This is a genomic window from bacterium SCSIO 12643, from assembly GCA_024398135.1.
GTDB lineage: Bacteria > Bacteroidota > Bacteroidia > Flavobacteriales_G > Salibacteraceae > CAJXZP01.
On the sequence record CP073750.1, the window covers coordinates 622,180 to 640,556 of the forward strand.

At 36.6% G+C, this 18,377-nt stretch carries 17 protein-coding genes and 1 pseudogene; 10 read left to right on the forward strand and 8 right to left on the reverse strand.

Features of this window, described 5'->3' with window-relative positions; translation table 11 throughout:
• Window positions 1-273: 273 nt before the first annotated feature.
• A complete protein-coding gene (trxA, locus tag KFE94_02680; GenBank protein ID UTW67038.1) occupies window positions 274-636 on the reverse strand; it encodes a thioredoxin in 363 nt (120 codons plus the stop codon).
• A gap of 84 nt (window positions 637-720) precedes the next feature.
• Here trxA and KFE94_02685 point away from each other — a divergent pair, with 84 nt between their 5' ends.
• The gene (locus KFE94_02685) at window positions 721-1,143 is read left to right on the forward strand and encodes a hotdog fold thioesterase (GenBank protein ID UTW67039.1); all 423 of its coding nucleotides are present in this window, start codon (window positions 721-723) and stop codon (window positions 1,141-1,143) included.
• A 2-nt stretch (window positions 1,144-1,145) separates the two neighbouring features.
• On the opposite strand, the gene KFE94_02690 is transcribed toward KFE94_02685, so the two are convergent.
• Window positions 1,146-4,643: a hypothetical protein gene (locus KFE94_02690; protein UTW67040.1), complete on the reverse strand. Its 3,498-nt coding sequence runs from the start codon at window positions 4,641-4,643 to the stop codon at window positions 1,146-1,148.
• A 243-nt stretch (window positions 4,644-4,886) separates the two neighbouring features.
• On the opposite strand from KFE94_02690, the gene KFE94_02695 reads away from it, so the two are divergent.
• The 3 genes and pseudogenes from KFE94_02695 to KFE94_02705 all read left to right on the forward strand — a co-directional run bounded on the left by KFE94_02695 (window position 4,887) and on the right by KFE94_02705 (window position 6,994).
• A complete protein-coding gene (locus tag KFE94_02695; GenBank protein ID UTW67041.1) occupies window positions 4,887-5,495 on the forward strand; it encodes a superoxide dismutase in 609 nt (202 codons plus the stop codon).
• 132 nt (window positions 5,496-5,627) lie between these two features.
• Window positions 5,628-6,116 (forward strand): annotated as a pseudogene (locus tag KFE94_02700) (SRPBCC family protein).
• 620 nt (window positions 6,117-6,736) lie between these two features.
• The gene (locus KFE94_02705) at window positions 6,737-6,994 is read left to right on the forward strand and encodes a hypothetical protein (GenBank protein ID UTW67042.1); all 258 of its coding nucleotides are present in this window, start codon (window positions 6,737-6,739) and stop codon (window positions 6,992-6,994) included.
• A gap of 98 nt (window positions 6,995-7,092) precedes the next feature.
• Here the strand turns inward: KFE94_02705 and KFE94_02710 are convergent, their stop codons facing one another.
• The 6 genes from KFE94_02710 to KFE94_02735 form a co-directional block, all read right to left on the reverse strand.
• The gene (locus KFE94_02710) at window positions 7,093-7,818 is read right to left on the reverse strand and encodes an FKBP-type peptidyl-prolyl cis-trans isomerase (GenBank protein ID UTW67043.1); all 726 of its coding nucleotides are present in this window, start codon (window positions 7,816-7,818) and stop codon (window positions 7,093-7,095) included.
• Window positions 7,819-7,825: 7 nt separating this feature from the next.
• The gene (locus KFE94_02715) at window positions 7,826-8,548 is read right to left on the reverse strand and encodes an FKBP-type peptidyl-prolyl cis-trans isomerase (protein UTW67044.1); all 723 of its coding nucleotides are present in this window, start codon (window positions 8,546-8,548) and stop codon (window positions 7,826-7,828) included.
• Between the two features lie 114 nt (window positions 8,549-8,662).
• Entirely contained in the window at window positions 8,663-9,439 is a 777-nt protein-coding gene (locus KFE94_02720) for a TerB family tellurite resistance protein (GenBank protein UTW67045.1), read from the reverse strand.
• Window position 9,440: 1 nt separating this feature from the next.
• Window positions 9,441-10,124, reverse strand: a complete 684-nt coding sequence (locus KFE94_02725; protein UTW67046.1) for a two pore domain potassium channel family protein — start codon at window positions 10,122-10,124, stop codon at window positions 9,441-9,443.
• A 12-nt stretch (window positions 10,125-10,136) separates the two neighbouring features.
• Window positions 10,137-10,946 (reverse strand): TPM domain-containing protein, encoded by an 810-nt coding sequence (locus KFE94_02730; protein ID UTW67047.1) that lies wholly within the window; start codon window positions 10,944-10,946, stop codon window positions 10,137-10,139.
• An 8-nt stretch (window positions 10,947-10,954) separates the two neighbouring features.
• Complete coding sequence (locus tag KFE94_02735) at window positions 10,955-11,398, reverse strand: TPM domain-containing protein (protein UTW67048.1); 444 nt, start codon at window positions 11,396-11,398, stop codon at window positions 10,955-10,957.
• 116 nt (window positions 11,399-11,514) lie between these two features.
• On the opposite strand from KFE94_02735, the gene KFE94_02740 reads away from it, so the two are divergent.
• The 6 genes from KFE94_02740 to KFE94_02765 all read left to right on the forward strand — a co-directional run bounded on the left by KFE94_02740 (window position 11,515) and on the right by KFE94_02765 (window position 18,356).
• Entirely contained in the window at window positions 11,515-11,973 is a 459-nt protein-coding gene (locus KFE94_02740; protein UTW67049.1) for a DUF962 domain-containing protein, read from the forward strand.
• Window positions 11,974-11,987: 14 nt separating this feature from the next.
• Window positions 11,988-12,596 (forward strand): GNAT family N-acetyltransferase, encoded by a 609-nt coding sequence (locus KFE94_02745; protein ID UTW68200.1) that lies wholly within the window; start codon window positions 11,988-11,990, stop codon window positions 12,594-12,596.
• 327 nt (window positions 12,597-12,923) lie between these two features.
• Window positions 12,924-13,808: a DUF916 domain-containing protein gene (locus KFE94_02750; protein ID UTW67050.1), complete on the forward strand. Its 885-nt coding sequence runs from the start codon at window positions 12,924-12,926 to the stop codon at window positions 13,806-13,808.
• 34 nt (window positions 13,809-13,842) lie between these two features.
• Window positions 13,843-14,622 (forward strand): hypothetical protein, encoded by a 780-nt coding sequence (locus KFE94_02755; protein ID UTW67051.1) that lies wholly within the window; start codon window positions 13,843-13,845, stop codon window positions 14,620-14,622.
• 64 nt (window positions 14,623-14,686) lie between these two features.
• The gene (locus tag KFE94_02760; protein ID UTW67052.1) at window positions 14,687-15,313 is read left to right on the forward strand and encodes a hypothetical protein; all 627 of its coding nucleotides are present in this window, start codon (window positions 14,687-14,689) and stop codon (window positions 15,311-15,313) included.
• Window positions 15,314-15,395: 82 nt separating this feature from the next.
• Window positions 15,396-18,356 carry a hypothetical protein gene (locus tag KFE94_02765; GenBank protein ID UTW67053.1) on the forward strand — a complete coding sequence of 987 codons (2,961 nt, stop codon included), beginning with the start codon at window positions 15,396-15,398 and terminating at the stop codon, window positions 18,354-18,356.
• Window positions 18,357-18,377: the final 21 nt, after the last annotated feature.

Sequence of the window (18,377 nt, forward strand, 5' to 3'; positions counted from 1 at the left end):
TTTTATTTTACGAAATGGAACGTCTATAAAGGAATAAGACCCTGTCTCTCGACAAGGTCTTCTTCAACCATCTACTTAACCCTACTCTTAAATATCGTATCTACTAATAGGTGTAGAAAAATGCTTTTGGGCTTAAAGTATGATGCAAATTTACGATCAATTTCTAATATTCCAACTATTATTTCAGTTTTTTTTCGGCTAAAGGGAACTTTAATTTGCCTCCCGACAAATTAAAGTTCTACTATCTACTTAACCCTAAACTTAAACTTTTACTTAAGCCGTAACGACTAGTTCTTTATTGATAATATCAGCCAAAGCTTCTTTTGGAAGTGCTCCGGCTTGCATCATTGGTTGTCCATTTACCGGTACGAAAAGTATACTTGGAATAGAACGAATTCCAAATACAGCAGACAATTCTTGTTCAACTTCAGTGTCTACTTTATATATGTTTAATTTACCATCGTACTCTTCTGACAGTTCTTCTAAAATTGGAGCTACCATTTTACATGGGCCACACCAATCTGCATAAAAATCTATAATTGCAGGAACCGAATCATTATATTCCCACTCTTGCTTTTGCGTGAAATCAAAGAACTTTTCTTTGAATCCCTGCGTTGTTAATTTTATTGTTGCCATAATCTTATTGTCTAAATTTGTGGGCACAAAGTTACGTGCGCTTTTAAGTTTAAAATGTAACTTTCATTACAAATATGTTTTTATATGATTTGGTTTAAAGATTACAAGATTACGGATTGGGAAGACCGTGGTAAAAATACCATTCACGATTCGTTAGGCATAGAAATTACGGAGGTGGGTGAAAATACCATATCCGGAAGAATGCCTATCGATGAGCGCACATTTCAACCCATGAGGATTTTACATGGAGGTGCTTCTGTAGTTCTGGCTGAATCATTGGGAAGCATTGGTTCTTCTATGATTGTAGATCCTGACCAATACTTTGCAGTAGGGCAATCTATCAATGCCAATCATGTACGCCCGGGAATCAAAGGATGGGTATCAGGTACGGCAAAACCGATTCATATTGGTAGCCGATCACATATTTGGGATATCGAATTGTTTAACGATGACCAGAAGTTGGTCTGTACATGCAGACTCACTATGGCGATCGTTAAAAAAGCCTAAATCTAGAATTTATACTTACGGATGTTCCAGTTGTAAGCATCCTCTCTAATCTTTTTACCATTTAGGTAGTAGAAGTGTTCTCCCCATGGGTAATCAAATCGGATCAGGTATCTGCCTTCCCCATTTTCTACGATAATACTCTTGGTCAATACAACATCATTTTCAGTATCGACTTCTTCCGTAATTCCATCCGGATATCTCTTGGCCAATTCTTCAGGTGAATTCTTACGAAGTTCTGCCAAATAAGCTTCTCTTTTCTTTCTGGCTTCTTCCTGCCTTTTCTCTAATTCAATAGCAGCCAATCTTTGTCTTTCTTTTTGCGCGGCTATTCTTTCCGCCTCAATCACTTTATATTGCTCCATTGCATTATTATATTTAGACTGTACACCACTGTCTTCCGGTTTTAACTCTAAAGCTTTTTTATAAGATGAAACCGCCAACTTTAAATTTTTATCTCCCATCGCCTGATCACCATTTGCTACATAAGATTTAAAATCATCCTCTAATTGCGCTAACCTTTGCGCTTCCGCTTCTTTCTTCAGCCTTTCTTTTTCTAATGCTGCTAATCTAGCCGCCTCCTCAGCCCTAGCCTTTTCAGCAGCAGCTAATGCTGCAGCCTTCCCTTGTCTGGCTGCACTTAACTTTTCTTTAGGATACGCTTCTTCAGGTTTCAAAGCCATTGCACCTTCATAACTTTTAATGGCCTCGTCCCATAATTCTGAATTCAACGCCTGATCACCGGACATGATAAACCCATTATAGTTATCCTCCAATTGTTGCGCTTTTTGTGCTGCTGCAGCCTTTTTCTCCTCTTCTAAAAACTGCGCCCATAACGCTTCAGTTTCTTCTAGTTTTTGCTTTGGTAATTCTTCTTCCGGCTTCAGTTTGGAAGCCCCAAAATAAAATCGTTTCGCATCTGCAAACTTGTTATTTTGTAACGCTTCATCCCCATTTTTCATACGTTCCTGATAATCGGCTTCTAAAGCTTCAGCTTGTTGGGCTAAATCTTTTTCTTTTTGAATTAAAGCTTCGATCTCCGCAATACGTTCTACAGGTCCTTTATTATCTGGTTTCAACTCCAACGCAGCATTAAAACTTGATTTCGCAGCATCCCAGTTCTTTTCAGAAATAAAGCTTTCGCCTTCGGACATCAACTGACTGTATTGACGATCAATCTCTTTTTGTTTCTCCAGTTCAGCCGCATTTTGTGCCAGAATCAGTTCCTGAATTTCCGATAGTCTATTCGAAGGATAAGTCTCTTTAGGTTTTAGCTTTAAAGCTTGTTCGTAATCCGCTTTTGCACTTTCATAATCCTTACTTCCAAATGATTTATCTGCTTTTGCAATCAGATCTTCATATTGTTTATTGAGTGCCTGAGCCTGCGCCTCTTTTGCTTTTTCAGCAGCCAATGCCTCTTGTTCCTTAGCTTGTAGTTTAGCCAATTCACTTTGCATTTCTTCTACCCTGGGATTATCCGGGAAGAATGCCTGCGCAGAATTAATCGCTCTTAAAGCCAAATCCCAATCGCTATCTTTGATAGCTTGCTCATACTCTTTGACTGCCTTTTTAAAATCTTCCTGCTTTTGTTTTTCTTCTTGAGCCAATCTCTCTCGTTCTGCAGCTTCCTGTTCAGCTTTGAGTTTAGCTTCTTCTTCTAATCTCGCTTTTTCAGCCGCTTCTGCGGCTAACCTTTCTTGCTCTGCAGCTTCAGCAGCAGCCTTTTCCGCTGCAAGTTTTTCTTCTTCCGCTTTGAGTCTGGCTTCTTCTTCCAATCTCGCTTTTTCAGCTGCCTCCGCAGCTAACCTTTCTTGCTCTGCAGCTTCCGCAGCAGCCTTTTCTGCGGCAAGTTTTTCTTGTTCTGCTTTGAGTCTGGCTTCTTCTTCTAATCTCGCTTTTTCAGCTGCCTCTGCAGCTAATCTTTCCTGCTCAGCAGCTTCTGCAGCAGCCTTTTCTGCGGCAAGTCTCTCTTGTTCTGCTTTGAGTCTGGCTTCTTCTTCTAATCTCGCTTTTTCAGCCGCTTCTTCTGCAAGTCTTTTTTCCTCCGCAATTAATTTATCCAACTCTTGCAATTTCGCTCCCGGATCAGATTCTTCAGGTTTTAATTTCTTTGCTTCGTTAAATGCCTGACGTGCATTATCCCAATTTTTTTCCGTCAAAGCTTTATTCCCTAAAGCCATGGCACTTTCATATTGCTTTTGCGTTTTTAACCTGGCTTCTTCTTCCGCCTTTTGCTTTAACGCCAATTCCTCTGCAGCTTTTTTACCTGATTTCGCCTGCGTCAATAACTTTTTGACATCCGTATGATCCGGCTTAATTGAACTTGCAGTTACAAAAGATTCTATAGCAATATCCCATTTTTCATTGGCTAAAGCTTCTTCACCAATCTTCTTATGTTTTTGGAATTCCGATTCTTGTTGTTCAGCCTTCTTTTTGGCTTCTAATTCTTCTGCAATTTTTCCTTTGGCTTCTGTAATTCTGGTTTTCGGATAAGATTCTGAAGATTTTAAACCCGCAGCTTGTTCATACACGGGGATCGCAGATTCCCAATCTTTGGAATTAAAAAACTGATCTGCTTTAGTGATTAACCCTTTATATTCTTTGTCAATTCGTGCACGCTCTCTTTCTGCTAAATAATCCGCTTTGAGTTTATCTACAGAATTATATTGTTCTTTAGCATAAGCTTCTGCAGGCTTTGTTTCCATAGCCAACTTATATTTAGCTTTAGCTGTTTCCCAATCTTTAGCTGCCAATGCTTGATCTCCGGCATCTATCATCGCTTGATAACGCTTATCCAATTTAATTTGCTCTGCCTGAGCTTCAGCTTCGGCTTTTAATTTATCCACCCGTACCGCCTGCTCTCTTGGATAAGATTCATCCGGCTTTAATTTCGATGCTTTTTGAAATTGTTGTTTCGCTACATCCCAACTTTTTGAAGCCAGTGCCTTTTCTGCCGTAGCAATTGCCGCATCATATTGCTTTTGAATCGCAGCAGCCTGAGCAGCTGCTTTAGCTTCAGCTTTTAATTTCTCTACCTTGCTGATTTGAGATTTTGGATATTGCTCATCCGGATTCGCAGCGGCTGCCGCTTTATACCCTGCAATGGCTTCATCCCATTTTTCACTGGCCATTAAAGCATCCGCTTTGGCAATTAATCCTTCGTATTTTTTTCTGGCTTCGGCTTCCTTCGCCTTTGCAATTTCCTGGTCAATCAAAGCCAATCGCGAAGAAGCAAATTCAGAATCAGGTTTTAGTTTTAACATCTGACCATAATACTCCTTGGCTTTTTCAAACTTTTTAGTCTTAAAAGCCGCATCTGCTTTAACCTTTATCGCCTTATATTCTTTTTCAATCTTCTCCGCTTCTTTTTGCTTCGCAGACTCATCATCTAACTCACTTCCAATACTATTCAGAATATCCTCTTCACTTTGCGCCATTGTAATCTGAGGAACTCCCACCAAACAAATGAGTACAACAATAAAACCCCAGAAATTAAAATTCATATTCACACAAAATTTCTAGTCCATATCCCCTATCCAAATATGAACTTATGATTGAAAACTTTGCTAAAATAACTAAAGCATTTGATATATTTTAATTTGTTTCCCACATCCAAAAAATCGGTATAATTATTATTAATCTTTTAAATAATCCCATAAATAATTGTATGCACAACTCACCCCACATTCCAATAAATACATGTAGATTTACAATCTCAGAATTTAATAACTAAAACAATATAAATTATGTCTTTTACATTACCAGATTTACCATACGCATTCAACGGTTTAGAGCCTCATATTGATGCCATGACCATGGAAATTCACCATGATAAACATCACGCAGGTTATACTAACAATTTGAACAATGCGATTCAAGGAACAGATTTAGAAAATGCTTCTATCGAAGATATTTTGGCTGATATCTCAAACCAATCAGGAGCAGTAAGAAATAATGGTGGCGGATATTATAACCACTGTATGTTTTGGGAAGTAATGTCACCAAACGGTGGTGGAGCTCCAACCGGAGAACTAGGAGATGCAATCAACGCAAAATTCGGTTCTTTTGAAGCTTTTAAAGATGAGTTCTCAAAAGCTGCTGCAACAAGATTCGGTTCTGGATGGGCTTGGTTAGTTGTTGATGCTTCAGGAAACTTAGCTGTAACTTCTACTGCAAATCAGGACAATCCAATGATGGATATCGCAGAGGTTAAAGGAACTCCAATTTTATGTGTGGACGTATGGGAACACGCATACTACTTAAAATATCAAAACCGCAGACCAGAATACATCGAAAACTTCTTCAATGTTGTTAACTGGGATGAAGTAACTAAAAGATATAATGCAGCTAAATAATTAGTATCGCATATAAATGATTAAAGGGAGCTTATAGCTCCCTTTTTTTGTGTTTGAGTTTTTCTGGTTTAATACTCTTTATACTTAAATATCGATGTATCTTTAGCATTTAGTTACCAGATATTCTAACAAATGCCCAAAATTGAACTTCGAACAGAAATAAAAGCTGATCGAGATGTCGTATTTGACCTTTCAAGAAGTATTGATTTACATACAAAATCAACTAAATCAACAAACGAAGAAGCTATCGCTGGGAAAACTAGTGGATTAATTGATTTGGGAGAAAGTGTTACTTGGAGAGCAAAACACTTTGGGTTTTATCAAAATCTAACTTCAAAAATCACGAAGTTTGATCACCCTAAATGTTTTACAGATGAAATGGTGAAAGGGGCTTTTAAGGGATTTAAACATGATCATTATTTCACTGAATTAAATAAAGGGACTTTGATGACAGACTTATTTGAATATGAATCACCTTTTGGAGTATAAGGGAAATTAGCCGATAAATTATTTCTCAAAAAATACATGACCGAATTCTTAATTGACCGAAATCGAATAATAAAAGAATACGCAGAATCAAATAAGTGGAAAGACGTACTAAAAAAAGTCGATGGCTATTAACTCCAAATAAGTACTTTCAAATCGAGGGCCTATAAATATAGTCATACAACAACATCAAATGGATATTCAGATAGTTCATATCATAATTGTTTTAGTAGCATTTCTAATAGGTAAATATCCTCGATATAAAACATCAAGAGTTATTTTCTGGGTATTATCCATATCTCTGATGCTTCAAGTCATCCAATTGAATTGGGCCATAACTCTAGGGTATATTGGGCTATTAACTGGAGCTATCATTTTATCAATTAATTCCTTTAAAATTACAAAGAACTCTAGAAGCAGTTTGATTTACACCCTAGGGATTACCGTTCCCGTAATAATTCATTTAGTGTTTACCGTTCAACGTTATCCTTATACATCAATAGTCATATATACTCAAATAGTATCAATCATATCCTGGGTTTTAGTTGTAACATATCATAAAAAATGGTTGAATCCGAATTTCAGTTCGCTTTCAATTCTGACATATTGGGCTTTAACACAATTCATTATTTATCAAACAACGTAAAGCAAGAATTATGGAAATTTTATGGATTATACCAATTTTGTTAGTAGTGCTCTTATTAATGATTCGTGCTAAAATCAAATTTACCACGATTAGAAATAATAGTATTAAAGTGAGGGCCCGTGTTGTAGAGTATAGAAAAGAAAAAGTTCCTATTAGAAATGACTATACTAGAATGGATTATCCTTTTGTTGTACTCTTGCCCGATCGTGATAGAATAATTCGAAAACTCAGATATGCCAATAGTTGGAGCAAACCATTCGAAATAGGAGAAGAAATTGATGTCTTCTTTAATGAAAATGATCTTTTGTATTGGGATGCTTATGAACAGGGGATCTATAAATATATGCCTGATACATGGAGATTTTAGTCATAAAAATAGGTGCCTAGCAAAAAATTACGCCAGTACTAAAACAAAAAAGCCTCTTCATTATCTGAAGAGGCTTTTCCTTTTATTCTAATTTATTCTTAGTTGATTTTGATCAACTCTACTTCAAAAATTAAAGCTGCGTATGGCGGAATATCTGCTCCTGCTCCACGCTCTCCATATCCTAAAGTGTAAGGAATGTAGAATTTGTATTTTGCTCCAGGTGACATTAACTGAACACCCTCAGTCCATCCTGCAATAACTTGATTTAAACCAAACGTTGCTGGTTGACCTCTTTTGTAAGAACTATCAAATTCTTTTCCGTCAATCAAAGTACCTTTATAGTGAACTGTTACTTGATCAGTAGCCGCTGGTTTCGCTCCTTCTCCCGGAGTGATTACCTCATATTGTAAACCGCTAGCAGTTACTTTAACCCCTTCTTTCTTTGCATTTTCTGCTAAAAAGTCTTCACCTTCTTTAGCTGCCATTTTCGCTTTCTTTTGTTGTAATTCAGTAAAATAAGCTTGCAATAATTTGTTAGACTCTTCGTCTGAAATTAATGTAGAATCACCAGCTAAAGCCGCTCTTAATCCCTCTGCAAACGCTTTTTGATCTAATGAATCCAAACCTTGTTGTTTTAGATTCGCTACGATATTCATCCCCAAAGAATAGCTTACTTTGGTTAATGTATCATTCATGTTTAACTCCATCTGTTCTGTTTCTTTAGCTTTCTTCTTTTTACCTTTTTTGAATTTTTGCGCATTCGCAGTACCTGCTACACACAATAAGGCAAAAACAATTAAACCCGATTTCAATAAAAATTTCATACTAATTTTAGTTTTGAGCTGCTACAGAAATCAACTCTACTTCAAAAATTAAAGTTGAGAAAGGAGGAATACTCTCACCTGCACCCTGCTCACCATAAGCTAAGTAATGCGGAATGTAGAAAGTATACTTAGATCCTGGAGTCATTAACTGTAATCCTTCAGTCCATCCTGGAATTACCTGATTTAAACCAAATGTAGCTGGCTCACCTCTATTCACCGAGCTATCAAATACAGTTCCGTCCATTAACTTACCCGTATAGTGAACAGTTACTTTATCCGTTGGACCTGGTTTGTCACCAGCACCTTCTTCGTTGATTTTATATAAAAGTCCAGAACCTGTAGAGATCACACCTTCTTCTCCCTCTTTTTGAGTTAAGAAAGCTTCTCCTTCAGCTTTTGCTGAACCATATTTTTCTTCCATTTTCTTTGCTTGCATTTCCTGAAAATATGCCTGTGCAATTTGTCCACCTTCTTCTCTGGTAAATAATGCAGCAGAATCTCCTTCAAATCCAGCTCTAGCTCCAGCAGCAACAATTGCCTCATCATAAGTTTCCATCGCAAACGCCTCTTTCAACTGACTACCAGTCATCATTCCCATAAAATAAGTAACTGTGTCTAATTTTGTTTTTAGAACCACTTCTTTAGAAGTAGATTCTCCACCTGCGTTGTTGCATCCTGTAAGAACCACCACACCAGCGGACAGGGTCAATACTAATCCTTTTAAATTCATTCTAAAATTTATTTAATTATATTATTTTTTGATTGGCGCGAATTTAACGTTTTTAATGAGATCGCTCATGCATGTCTTAAATTATTTAACAATCTCTAAAAAATTCTATACCAATTAGTTCATGCCTCTGGCCTTCTTCACCTCTTCATATGCTTGTTGCACCTTCTGAAACTTCTCTTTTGCAGCATTTTGGAAATTTGGTCCCAATGAAGCTACTTTATCGGGATGGTACTTTTTAGCCATTTTTCTATATGCTTTTTTCACCTCATCATCCGATACATTTGATTCGATTTCCAGAATCTTATAAGCTGAAGAAAGACATAAAGAAGAACTTCCCGGACGTGTCCCAGATTGCGAACTTTGTCCGCCAAACATCGCATTAATCGAAAAGAAATCCTTTTGTGAAATCCCCAAATAACGCGCAATTGTATTTAATGTATTTAACTCTACACGGTGCACATTTCCATCGGCATAGCCTACTCCAAACAGATAATGCATCAATTGCAGTCGCATCGGGTGCGACATATGTGAACGGATTTGTAAACATACCTGACGTACTGGGACATCTGTTTTTAAAACTTCTCTTAAAGCAGTGACCAGTTCCTTGGCTTGTTCCTGACCAAACTGACGTACCAAATAGGATTTTACAAACTCTAATTCGGATTTCATGATTCTGTTATCTGCTTTCATAACAGCAGCAGATAAAATCACCATACTCATTCCAAAATCTCCTGGTTGTGTGGTTTGAGATTGCGAATACCCTTGTGGTCCTTCTTCTTGCTGATTTAAACTATTATCAAATAAGGCGCCTAACGCAAAACCAGCTATCGCACCAACTGGACCTCCTAAAGACCATCCAATACCACCTCCAATCCATTTTCCTAAACTCATCCTAATCTTCTTTATTTTTTATTGTTTCATTAGAGATAAACTTCCCTACGATCATCCCTAAAACAATCGTATTATAAAATGCTCCGGTAACTGAAATTAAAATCCCAAAAGACTTTGCCGGAGCAGTTACGGGTAACATATCTCCATATCCGAGCGTGGTCAAAGTCACAAACGAATAATAGATTTCATTAAACATTCCGGCCGAAGAATCCGTATCAAAATTAAATGATCCCGGATTCGAATATGTCCAGATCCACAGTACAATGGCCCAACTAATTCCTAGCAACAAATAACCGGATATAGAATTAATCACCACATTGGCATCTACTTTTCTGGCGCGAATAATCAATCTGAACATTACTACCGTAAGGATCAAAAAGAAACTCAATCTAAAAATCTGTATGATTTCAGAATACATGGGTTCTAAATCCAGAATCATATCTACCAGAGAAACGAAAATGGTGAGTAATCCGAAATAAAACTTAAAGTTGAAACGATCTGTTCGATGGGTATAGGTCACACTAACTCCGGAAACCACAATCATAACAATAGCCAAATCTGACATGAGAAGACCTCTATTCATAGTGGTTTCCCAGATTGGTGATGCTACAAGGAAAATCAAACTTCCCAATAACAGGATATGGTCAAACTTTCTTAGTATAGATTTTAAACGGCCAAATATCATCTTGTCATTTTTTTACCAACTTCCTCCGGCTCCTCCACCGCCAAAGCCTCCACCTCCGAAGCCTCCAAAACCACCAAATCCGCCTCCACCGGAAGTAAAGTTGTCATAGTGTCCGCGGTGACCTCTGCTTTGATTCATCAACATCAATGCGGTCCAAAAAGGAATATCATGCCCCACACTATAGCTTCTTGCCGCTCTGGCACGACTTACCATCGAAATTATGATTACAACAATAAGCAATAGAAATGGAAAAAATGAAAATCCACCAGAACCTCCACGATTGGCATACGCATCCGAACTATACTCCCCGACCGCTAAAGCCTTCACGACTTGTAGCCCGGACTCCACTCCTTCAAACATTCTCCCTTGTTTGAAATAAGGAATCATATCATTTTCTACAATCAACTTTGTGGTCGCATCCGGAATAGCTCCTTCTAATCCATATCCGATGGCAATAAAAACCTCACCTCTAGAGTCTGCTGTTTTAGGTTTAATTAAAATGACTACACCATTATCAAACTCTCCTTGTCCAACGCCCCATTTATGCCCAATTCCAGTTGCCATTTCATATGGATCCAAACCTTTTAAATCCTTCAAAGTCACAATTAAAATTTGATTACTTGTGGTATCATTAAAAGCATTGAGCTCCCGCTTCAAATAAGCTTCTTCTCTATCAGAAAATACTTCACCCCAATCCACTACCAAACTTGGAGGGTTCGGTGAATCTGGTATGACTGTATCATTCTGGGACCATCCGTTTAAGGATAAAAATACCCCTGGAAGTACAAAACTTAGTATTTGAATATATTTCTTAAGTTGCATTATTCTCTTTAGTTTTTTCCAAACGAAATTTCATCAGAAAGTTCATTCACATCATCCGCTTCATATGGGAAATATTTCTTGAGCCGTTCTCCTGCCATCACAATTCCTTCCGACAGTCCTTTCTCATATTGTCCCTTTTTAAAATTTTCAATCACATGGTTTTTGATGTTTTCCCAAAAACCATCTTCGACTTTTTGGTTAATCCCCACATCACCTAAAATGGCAAATCCATGCGGTTCAATAGAGACGTAAAACAACACGCCATTTCTAAGTTGTGTTTGATGCATCTCTAATTTTTCAAAAATAAAAGCGGCATGATCCATTACGTCTTCTTTGCAGTAGTCTTCGATATGTAATCGAATTTCCCCTGAAGTATTCTTCTCCGCCTCTTGAATGGCATCGACCACTTTGGCTTGATCTTCTTTCGACAAAAAATTACGCGCTAAACTCATGATTCAATTTTCTTATTGCGAAAGTACATTTTTGGGATGCAAATTGGTAGTTAATGAACGTTAATACCAAATTATAATCTCATCTGATCTTGTGACTTTTAACTATCTTAGTGCACATGAAATCACAAAAAGAATGGTTTGAAGAATACGCAGAAAGTCATCAAAATATTACCAATCAAAGAATTCATTATGTATGTGTCCCACTAATTTTCTTCAGTATCGTGGGAATGATTATGAGTATTCCTTCGGGCACATTGAGTCATTTGTTAGGTTTTTATGATCCTGTTTTTGTGAATTGGGCTGCTCCAATTCTATTACTCCTTATGCTCTTTTATATTCGACTTTCATTCAAAACATTTTTCTTAATGCTGTTATTTTCGCTTTTCTCACTTTACGGGAATTATTTACTGTCTGAAATGATGCCATTACTATATACTTCCATAGCTATATTCATCATTGCGTGGATAGGACAGTTTTATGGACATAAAGTAGAAGGGAAAAAACCATCTTTTTTTAAAGATTTACAATTCCTACTAATTGGCCCGGCATGGGTATTTGAAAAAATGAGTCGATAACTTAAAAACTATTTATTGTGAAAGAATTTCATCCTGAAAACCATTACTCGATAGAAAATGACATCGTACTATTACGCCCGTTAAAAAAGGATGATTTCGAACATTTAATCACCTATTCCATTCATGAACCGGAATTATGGAAATATTCTTTAACACCAGCGAATAGTAAAGAACTACTTAAACAGTACATTGACAATGCACTCTCAGAACGTCATGAAGGTAAATCATATCCATTTATTGTATTTGACAAAAGAACCGAGCAATACGCAGGGTGTACCCGATTTTATGATATTCAGTTATTTCATAAAACGGTATCGATAGGTTATACATGGTATGGAAAACAATTTCAGGGAACAGGTTTAAATAAGAACTGTAAAATCATTATGCTGGATTTTGCTTTCAAAGCGATGCAAATGGAACGTGTGGAATTTAGAGCAGATGCCCGAAATCAAAAAAGCATTGCAGCCATGAAAAGCATTGGCTGTAAAGAAGAAGGAACTCTTAGAAGTAATTGTTTAGCCCCTAATGGCAGACGTGACAGTATTGTATTGAGTATCCTTAAATCCGAATGGGATCAGGAAGTAAGACCTAAATTGCTCAATAAGATCAATCTTCAATCTTAAGAATTCTACGCTTTTTCCTAAAAATTCGATCAAAATCCAATTAAATCGTCTATTCTGGCATTTTTCTTATGAACAGAAAAATGAACATTTCCATTTTCCCTATTATATATAATAAAGGTATAGGACTCCATTTTTAATCAAAAATTCAAGGATTTTCACTATAAATCTAAATGCTACCCAAACCCCTACACAATACATATTTTGGTGATTCTATATTTAAAGAGATTAAAATTTTGCATAAACGCAAGTGTTAACGCTCCATCTACATTTGCCATGTAAATATGAAGTTATCCCCAAAACTTTTAAATATTAATAAAACGAAAAACAATGATCAAACAATTATCACTCTCTCTACTAGCAACTTTAATCATGTCCTTTTCATTTGCTGCAGGTTATCAAATAACCGATCTGAAAATCGAAACCGTTGCGGCAGATTCAAATGAAAATGATGATGTAGATACTAAAGGAATTTCTGTTTCCCCTGCACACTTCCATTTGAATATTAAACCAGGACAATCAAAAACCTACAAAATCAAGATCAACAACGATACCGAGTCAAAAAAAGAATTTAAAGTAAACCTTTATGATTTCAACATGAACGGAAAAGGTAAAAGTTCTTTCTTACCAGCAGGGTCAGGTGAATACTCACTTTCTAAATGGATGAATGTTTCTCCAACTTTCTTTGAAGTAAAAGCAGGAGAAAAAAAGGAAATCTCTTTTACAGTAGCAGTTCCAAATGATGAAACAGGTAACAGAGCAGCATGGTCAATTATTATGATTGAGCAAGCAGAGCCTAGAAAACAATTGCAACCCGCTCAAAAAGGATCTGGAACAGTTGCGCTGGGTGTTGTGCCAACATTCGCTTTCGGAGTATTCGTTTACCAAAATCCTCCAACAGTTAAAACTGAAAATGTTGAAATGACAGATTTCAAAATGGAGACTAAAAACGATGAAAACACCATTTTCATTGAAGCAGAAAACAAAGGTGATGGTATCGCTTACTGTACTTCATACATTGATATGATCAACAATGCTACCGGGGCTCAGGTAAGATTAACCGTTAAAAAATTCACCATCGTACCAGGTTTAGTTAGAGACTTTGTGTTCAAACTACCAGCTATGGTTCCTGGAGATTATACAGCAATTGGAGTATTGGACTATGAAGGTTCTGATGAAATCCAGGCTGCTAAAATGCAAATAACAATTAAATAGAATATAAATTTTTACTAACCAATAATCACTAATTATGAAAAAAGTAGGATTACTTACAGCAGCGATGATGTTCGCTGGATTAACAACTGTTAACGCACAGTTGATCGATGAAAAAGACGTAACAGTAACACTGGACTTACAACCAGTTTTACAATTGGATATGTCTACACCAGACCAAATCGAATTCGTATTTGACGATATCGATGAGTACTATGCTGGTATTACACACTACGGAGCAACTATTTTAAAAGTAAGCTCAACTGTATCTTGGGATTTATATGCTGTTGGAAGATCAACAGGAACTAACGGACCTGAGTTTTGGGATCAACAAATTGATTACGGAAACAGTAATCCAAACGCAGTTCCAAACTTACCATTAAGTTTATTAGAGTTACGTCAAGCACAACCAAACAACGGTGACGGTGCTGCAACTGGTGGTTTCTCTGATTATAGCCAAGCGTTCTCACCTTCATCTGTTCCTTCAGGAGGTAACAGTTTATATGTGAACGGTGGTACAAACACTGCACCAACTGCAAATGATAAATATATTGCTGGTCACGCTGGTACTTCTGGTGTTGCTGGACAAGATTTCATGGAAGGTGGTAGTTACATGAACCAAAACGGTATCAACTCTAACTATTACTATGTAATCGACTATAGAATTCTTCCTGGATTACCAGCAATTTTCCCAATGGCTGCTGATGCTGACGGAGCAACTATGGAAGATCTTGTAACTGTAAACGGTGCTGGAGCTTATGCTGAGCCAGGTGTTTACACTATGTACGTTCAGTACATCTTGTTAGAAGATCAATAGAATTTTTCCACCATATTCAAAGGAAGTGGCTTCAGAAGTCACTTCCTTTATTTAAAACAAAATAATGAACACCACTCCCCAAATAAAATCATTATTCAGTTTAGTAGTTTTTCTACTGCTATTTGTAGTAGCTCATTCACAAGTTCACTGTGGGTTAGTACAAATAGAACCGAATACCTCGGTAAATGCGATGATGAGTTTTGATTCCTTTACCAAATACCAGGGTGGTTATGTCATCAATGGTGTAGCTAGAATCAAAATACGTGTTGAAGATAAAGCGATTGCCGATCCGCTATGTTCATGGAATTTAATTATGACCATTGACAACAATCCGGCTGCGGGCACACCGCTTACAGAATGGGAAGAACTAAACCAATACGGAAGCGGTTTAGGACAAAACCCAACAATCGATGCTCTGGAAATTAGAGTCCGTAACAGTTGTGGGACTTCTCCTATTGACGGTTTATTTACCACCTTCACTAACAACATGGATGTGATCGATATTATCGCACCAATGTTACCAGTAACTCCAGCAGGTACCTGCGCTTTAAACACCAACGGGCCTGGTAGCTATTTAAGTCATTATGACGAATTCAATTTTACTGTAGATATTCGGGTAAAACCAGGATTTCAGTTCAACCCCGGGATTTTTCAGTTAAACATAAAATTTCGATTAGAAGAGAATATATAGGATGTCTTTTCACCGCCACACATATCATCCCCAATTTAAGATCTTCTTAGTTATTGTTGTATCTATTTTGAGCACCGTTTCTATGGCTCAAGTCAGAGGTATTAATGGTGATACATTAAATGCTATTGATGGAGATACATTAGTTTCTAATATCGATTCAACCGCAATAGATTCCACATCAACACAAAAGAAAGAACGTGAACTATTACCAAATCAGGTGAATGCTTTTTTCACCAATGAAATGGTAGAGTTGAAAAAAGGAGAAGTGATCTCTAATGTTCTGACTATCGTAAACAAAACCGCAGAAGAGCAAACATTCATTATTGACATCCTCTTCCCTGCCGGATGGATGAATTTAACGGATAACAAAGCATACAAACTACAACCCGAAGAAAAAATATTTGTTCCGGTAATTCTGATTCCGCAACAAATGATGAACAGTAATACGGAGATCATCATCAATACCTTCCTGGTCAATCAGGAAGACGAACAATTATCCAGTACATATTTCACTATGTTTACCAAGAAATTGGTTTCATGGGATGCGACTATTGAAGAAGGCGCACGTTTGTATTTTAGAAACGGTGAAACCGAAAAAGACTTCAATTACAGTATTATGAATACGGGTAATTTTAGTCAGGATATCTTGATTAGTCATAAATCAAATCATGGCGAGATGGTTTTGACCGACACCAATGATAGAATCTTAAAAGATCGTGCTTCTACAATTAAACTTTTACCTGGTCACGATACAACTATCACTTACAGAGCTTCTACAGGAAATACTGATAGAAGAAATTTCAAAAAGATTTCGTTACAAAACCACGATCCAAACTCTAACTTAAGCTATCGTAAACATACTGTTTATATCAATTCATCTGAACCAAAAGGATTAGGAAATGACATCTACAAAAAAGGAAATAAAGTGGATATTATCCGTTTACCAAACAATATTAAAGTTTCTCCTTATGGATATCCTAATTTACCATTAACCGTTGAAGCGAATGTGCAAAACATCCTTTCAGATTTCACTTTTATGTCTGTAAACATGAGAGGTTTTAAGCAGTTGAACAACAATGCCAGTCTTGCCTACTTCACTCAGTTAAACTACTCTCAAGCATACTGGAACGATGATTTATTAAAAACAGTTCCATGGTATATTGGATACTATGATCAAAATACAACAGTAGAAGTTGGTCAGGTTAGTGGGAACTTAATTGGTGTATACAACTATGGTCAGGGTATTAAAGCTTCTCACTCATATGCACAACGTCAGAAAACTTCCGCTTTTTATGTTCGTGATCCGAGTTTATTTAAAAGTGCCAGAACCGAATCTTTTGGTGTAGGACATGAATTTAAGTTTAATGAAGATATTAAAATTGCTGGTAAAATTGGTCGCGGTATTAACAACCAAACGAATACCACTATTGATGTAGCATCTTTAAACCCTTCTTTTAATTTTAAAAAGAAGCATTTTTTCAATTTTATGGGTGCTGTATCTAACCGTAGTGTTAATGCTCCCGGAAGAGAACTTACCGTTCAGGGATATTTGATTGGTGGAAACTACTCTACCAACTATTTCGATAAAAAAGTAAAAACAAGTCTTTCGGCTAGATATAACGGTCCAAACTTCAGTTATGGTTCATTAGAAAGAACTACTGGTACACACAGAACATCAATTACGGTAAAGCCGGATTTTAATATTTATGTAAACAACAATTACCAAAAAATGATTTCTTTCAATACTACAGGTAACAATGTAGCTTTTGATCAGGAGATGATTTTTAACAATGTTATTTTTAGTAAATCGACAAAATATGGAACCATCCAACCGGGTGTTTTCTATAACATCTCTGATTATCTGGCAAACAGAGTACATTCAAGAGGTCTTTCTTTCCGTTTTTCTAATTTCGATTTCCAGAAAAACATCTTGTCTTCTATTTACGTAAAAGCGGCTTATAACGATCCAATTGAAATTCCTGTAAAATCCGATTACTTCACTTTTGAATTATCTGGTTTGGTACGTTACCGTGTATGGAACTTTAGCTTAAAATACAACTACGGTGCTTTGTCTACTAATGCATTGGTAAATATGCAACGTGAAGGAATTACGCCTCAATCTTTTAGAATTTCAGTTCAAAACCAATATCAATTTAAAAACCCACATTATGTAATGGAGAATTCTGTAATGTATAACTACAACAACCGTTTCAATGGTCATAATGTTGGTGTATATCCTCAATTCTACTACTTCACAAATTCTGGATGGAGATATGGAGTGGAAATGAACGTCACTTATTCTTCAAGCAACTACTCTTCTATTTACGAATCATATAACTTAAATACAGGTTCAAGTAGAGATGTTGGTCCGAATACCAATAGCAATGTGAATTTAAGTGTAAGCGTCAGAAAAGAGTTTGGTATTCCCGTACCATTTGCTAAAAAACGTCACGCAACTAATAAAGTAATGGCTTTCTATGATGTAAACGGAAATCATGTTAGAGATAACAATGAACCTGTAATGGAAAACATCATTGTACGAATCAATGGTAACGAAGTAATCACAAATGCAAAGGGAGAAGCTGAAATTGCCAACATGCCAATCGGAACATATCCACTATCCATCATCGCTTTAGATAAAATGGAAGGATGGTTCCCGGACATCTCGGATTCGATTACAATCTTAAACAATGGCCAGATTTACATCCCATTTGTTAGAGGTGTAAAAGTATATGGTGATGTGATTTTGGATAGACAAAAAATTGCAATTGCAGATAAAGACAAAGTATTCGACATGTCTCGTATTAAAGTTACTGCAGTGGGTAGTAAATCATACAATACACTTACAGATATTGACGGGCACTTTGAATTCTACCTTCCAAATGGAGAATATACTTTAACTATGGATGAAAGTATTTTAGGTGATGTCTACAAATTGTCTAAAAACAATATTCCATTGACTCTGAAAACTTCTCAAGACGGAGTGTATATGTCATTCTATATCGTTGAGAAAAGAAGAAAAGTGAAGTTTAAAACTTTCTAATTCTTCCTCCTTACTATTCAC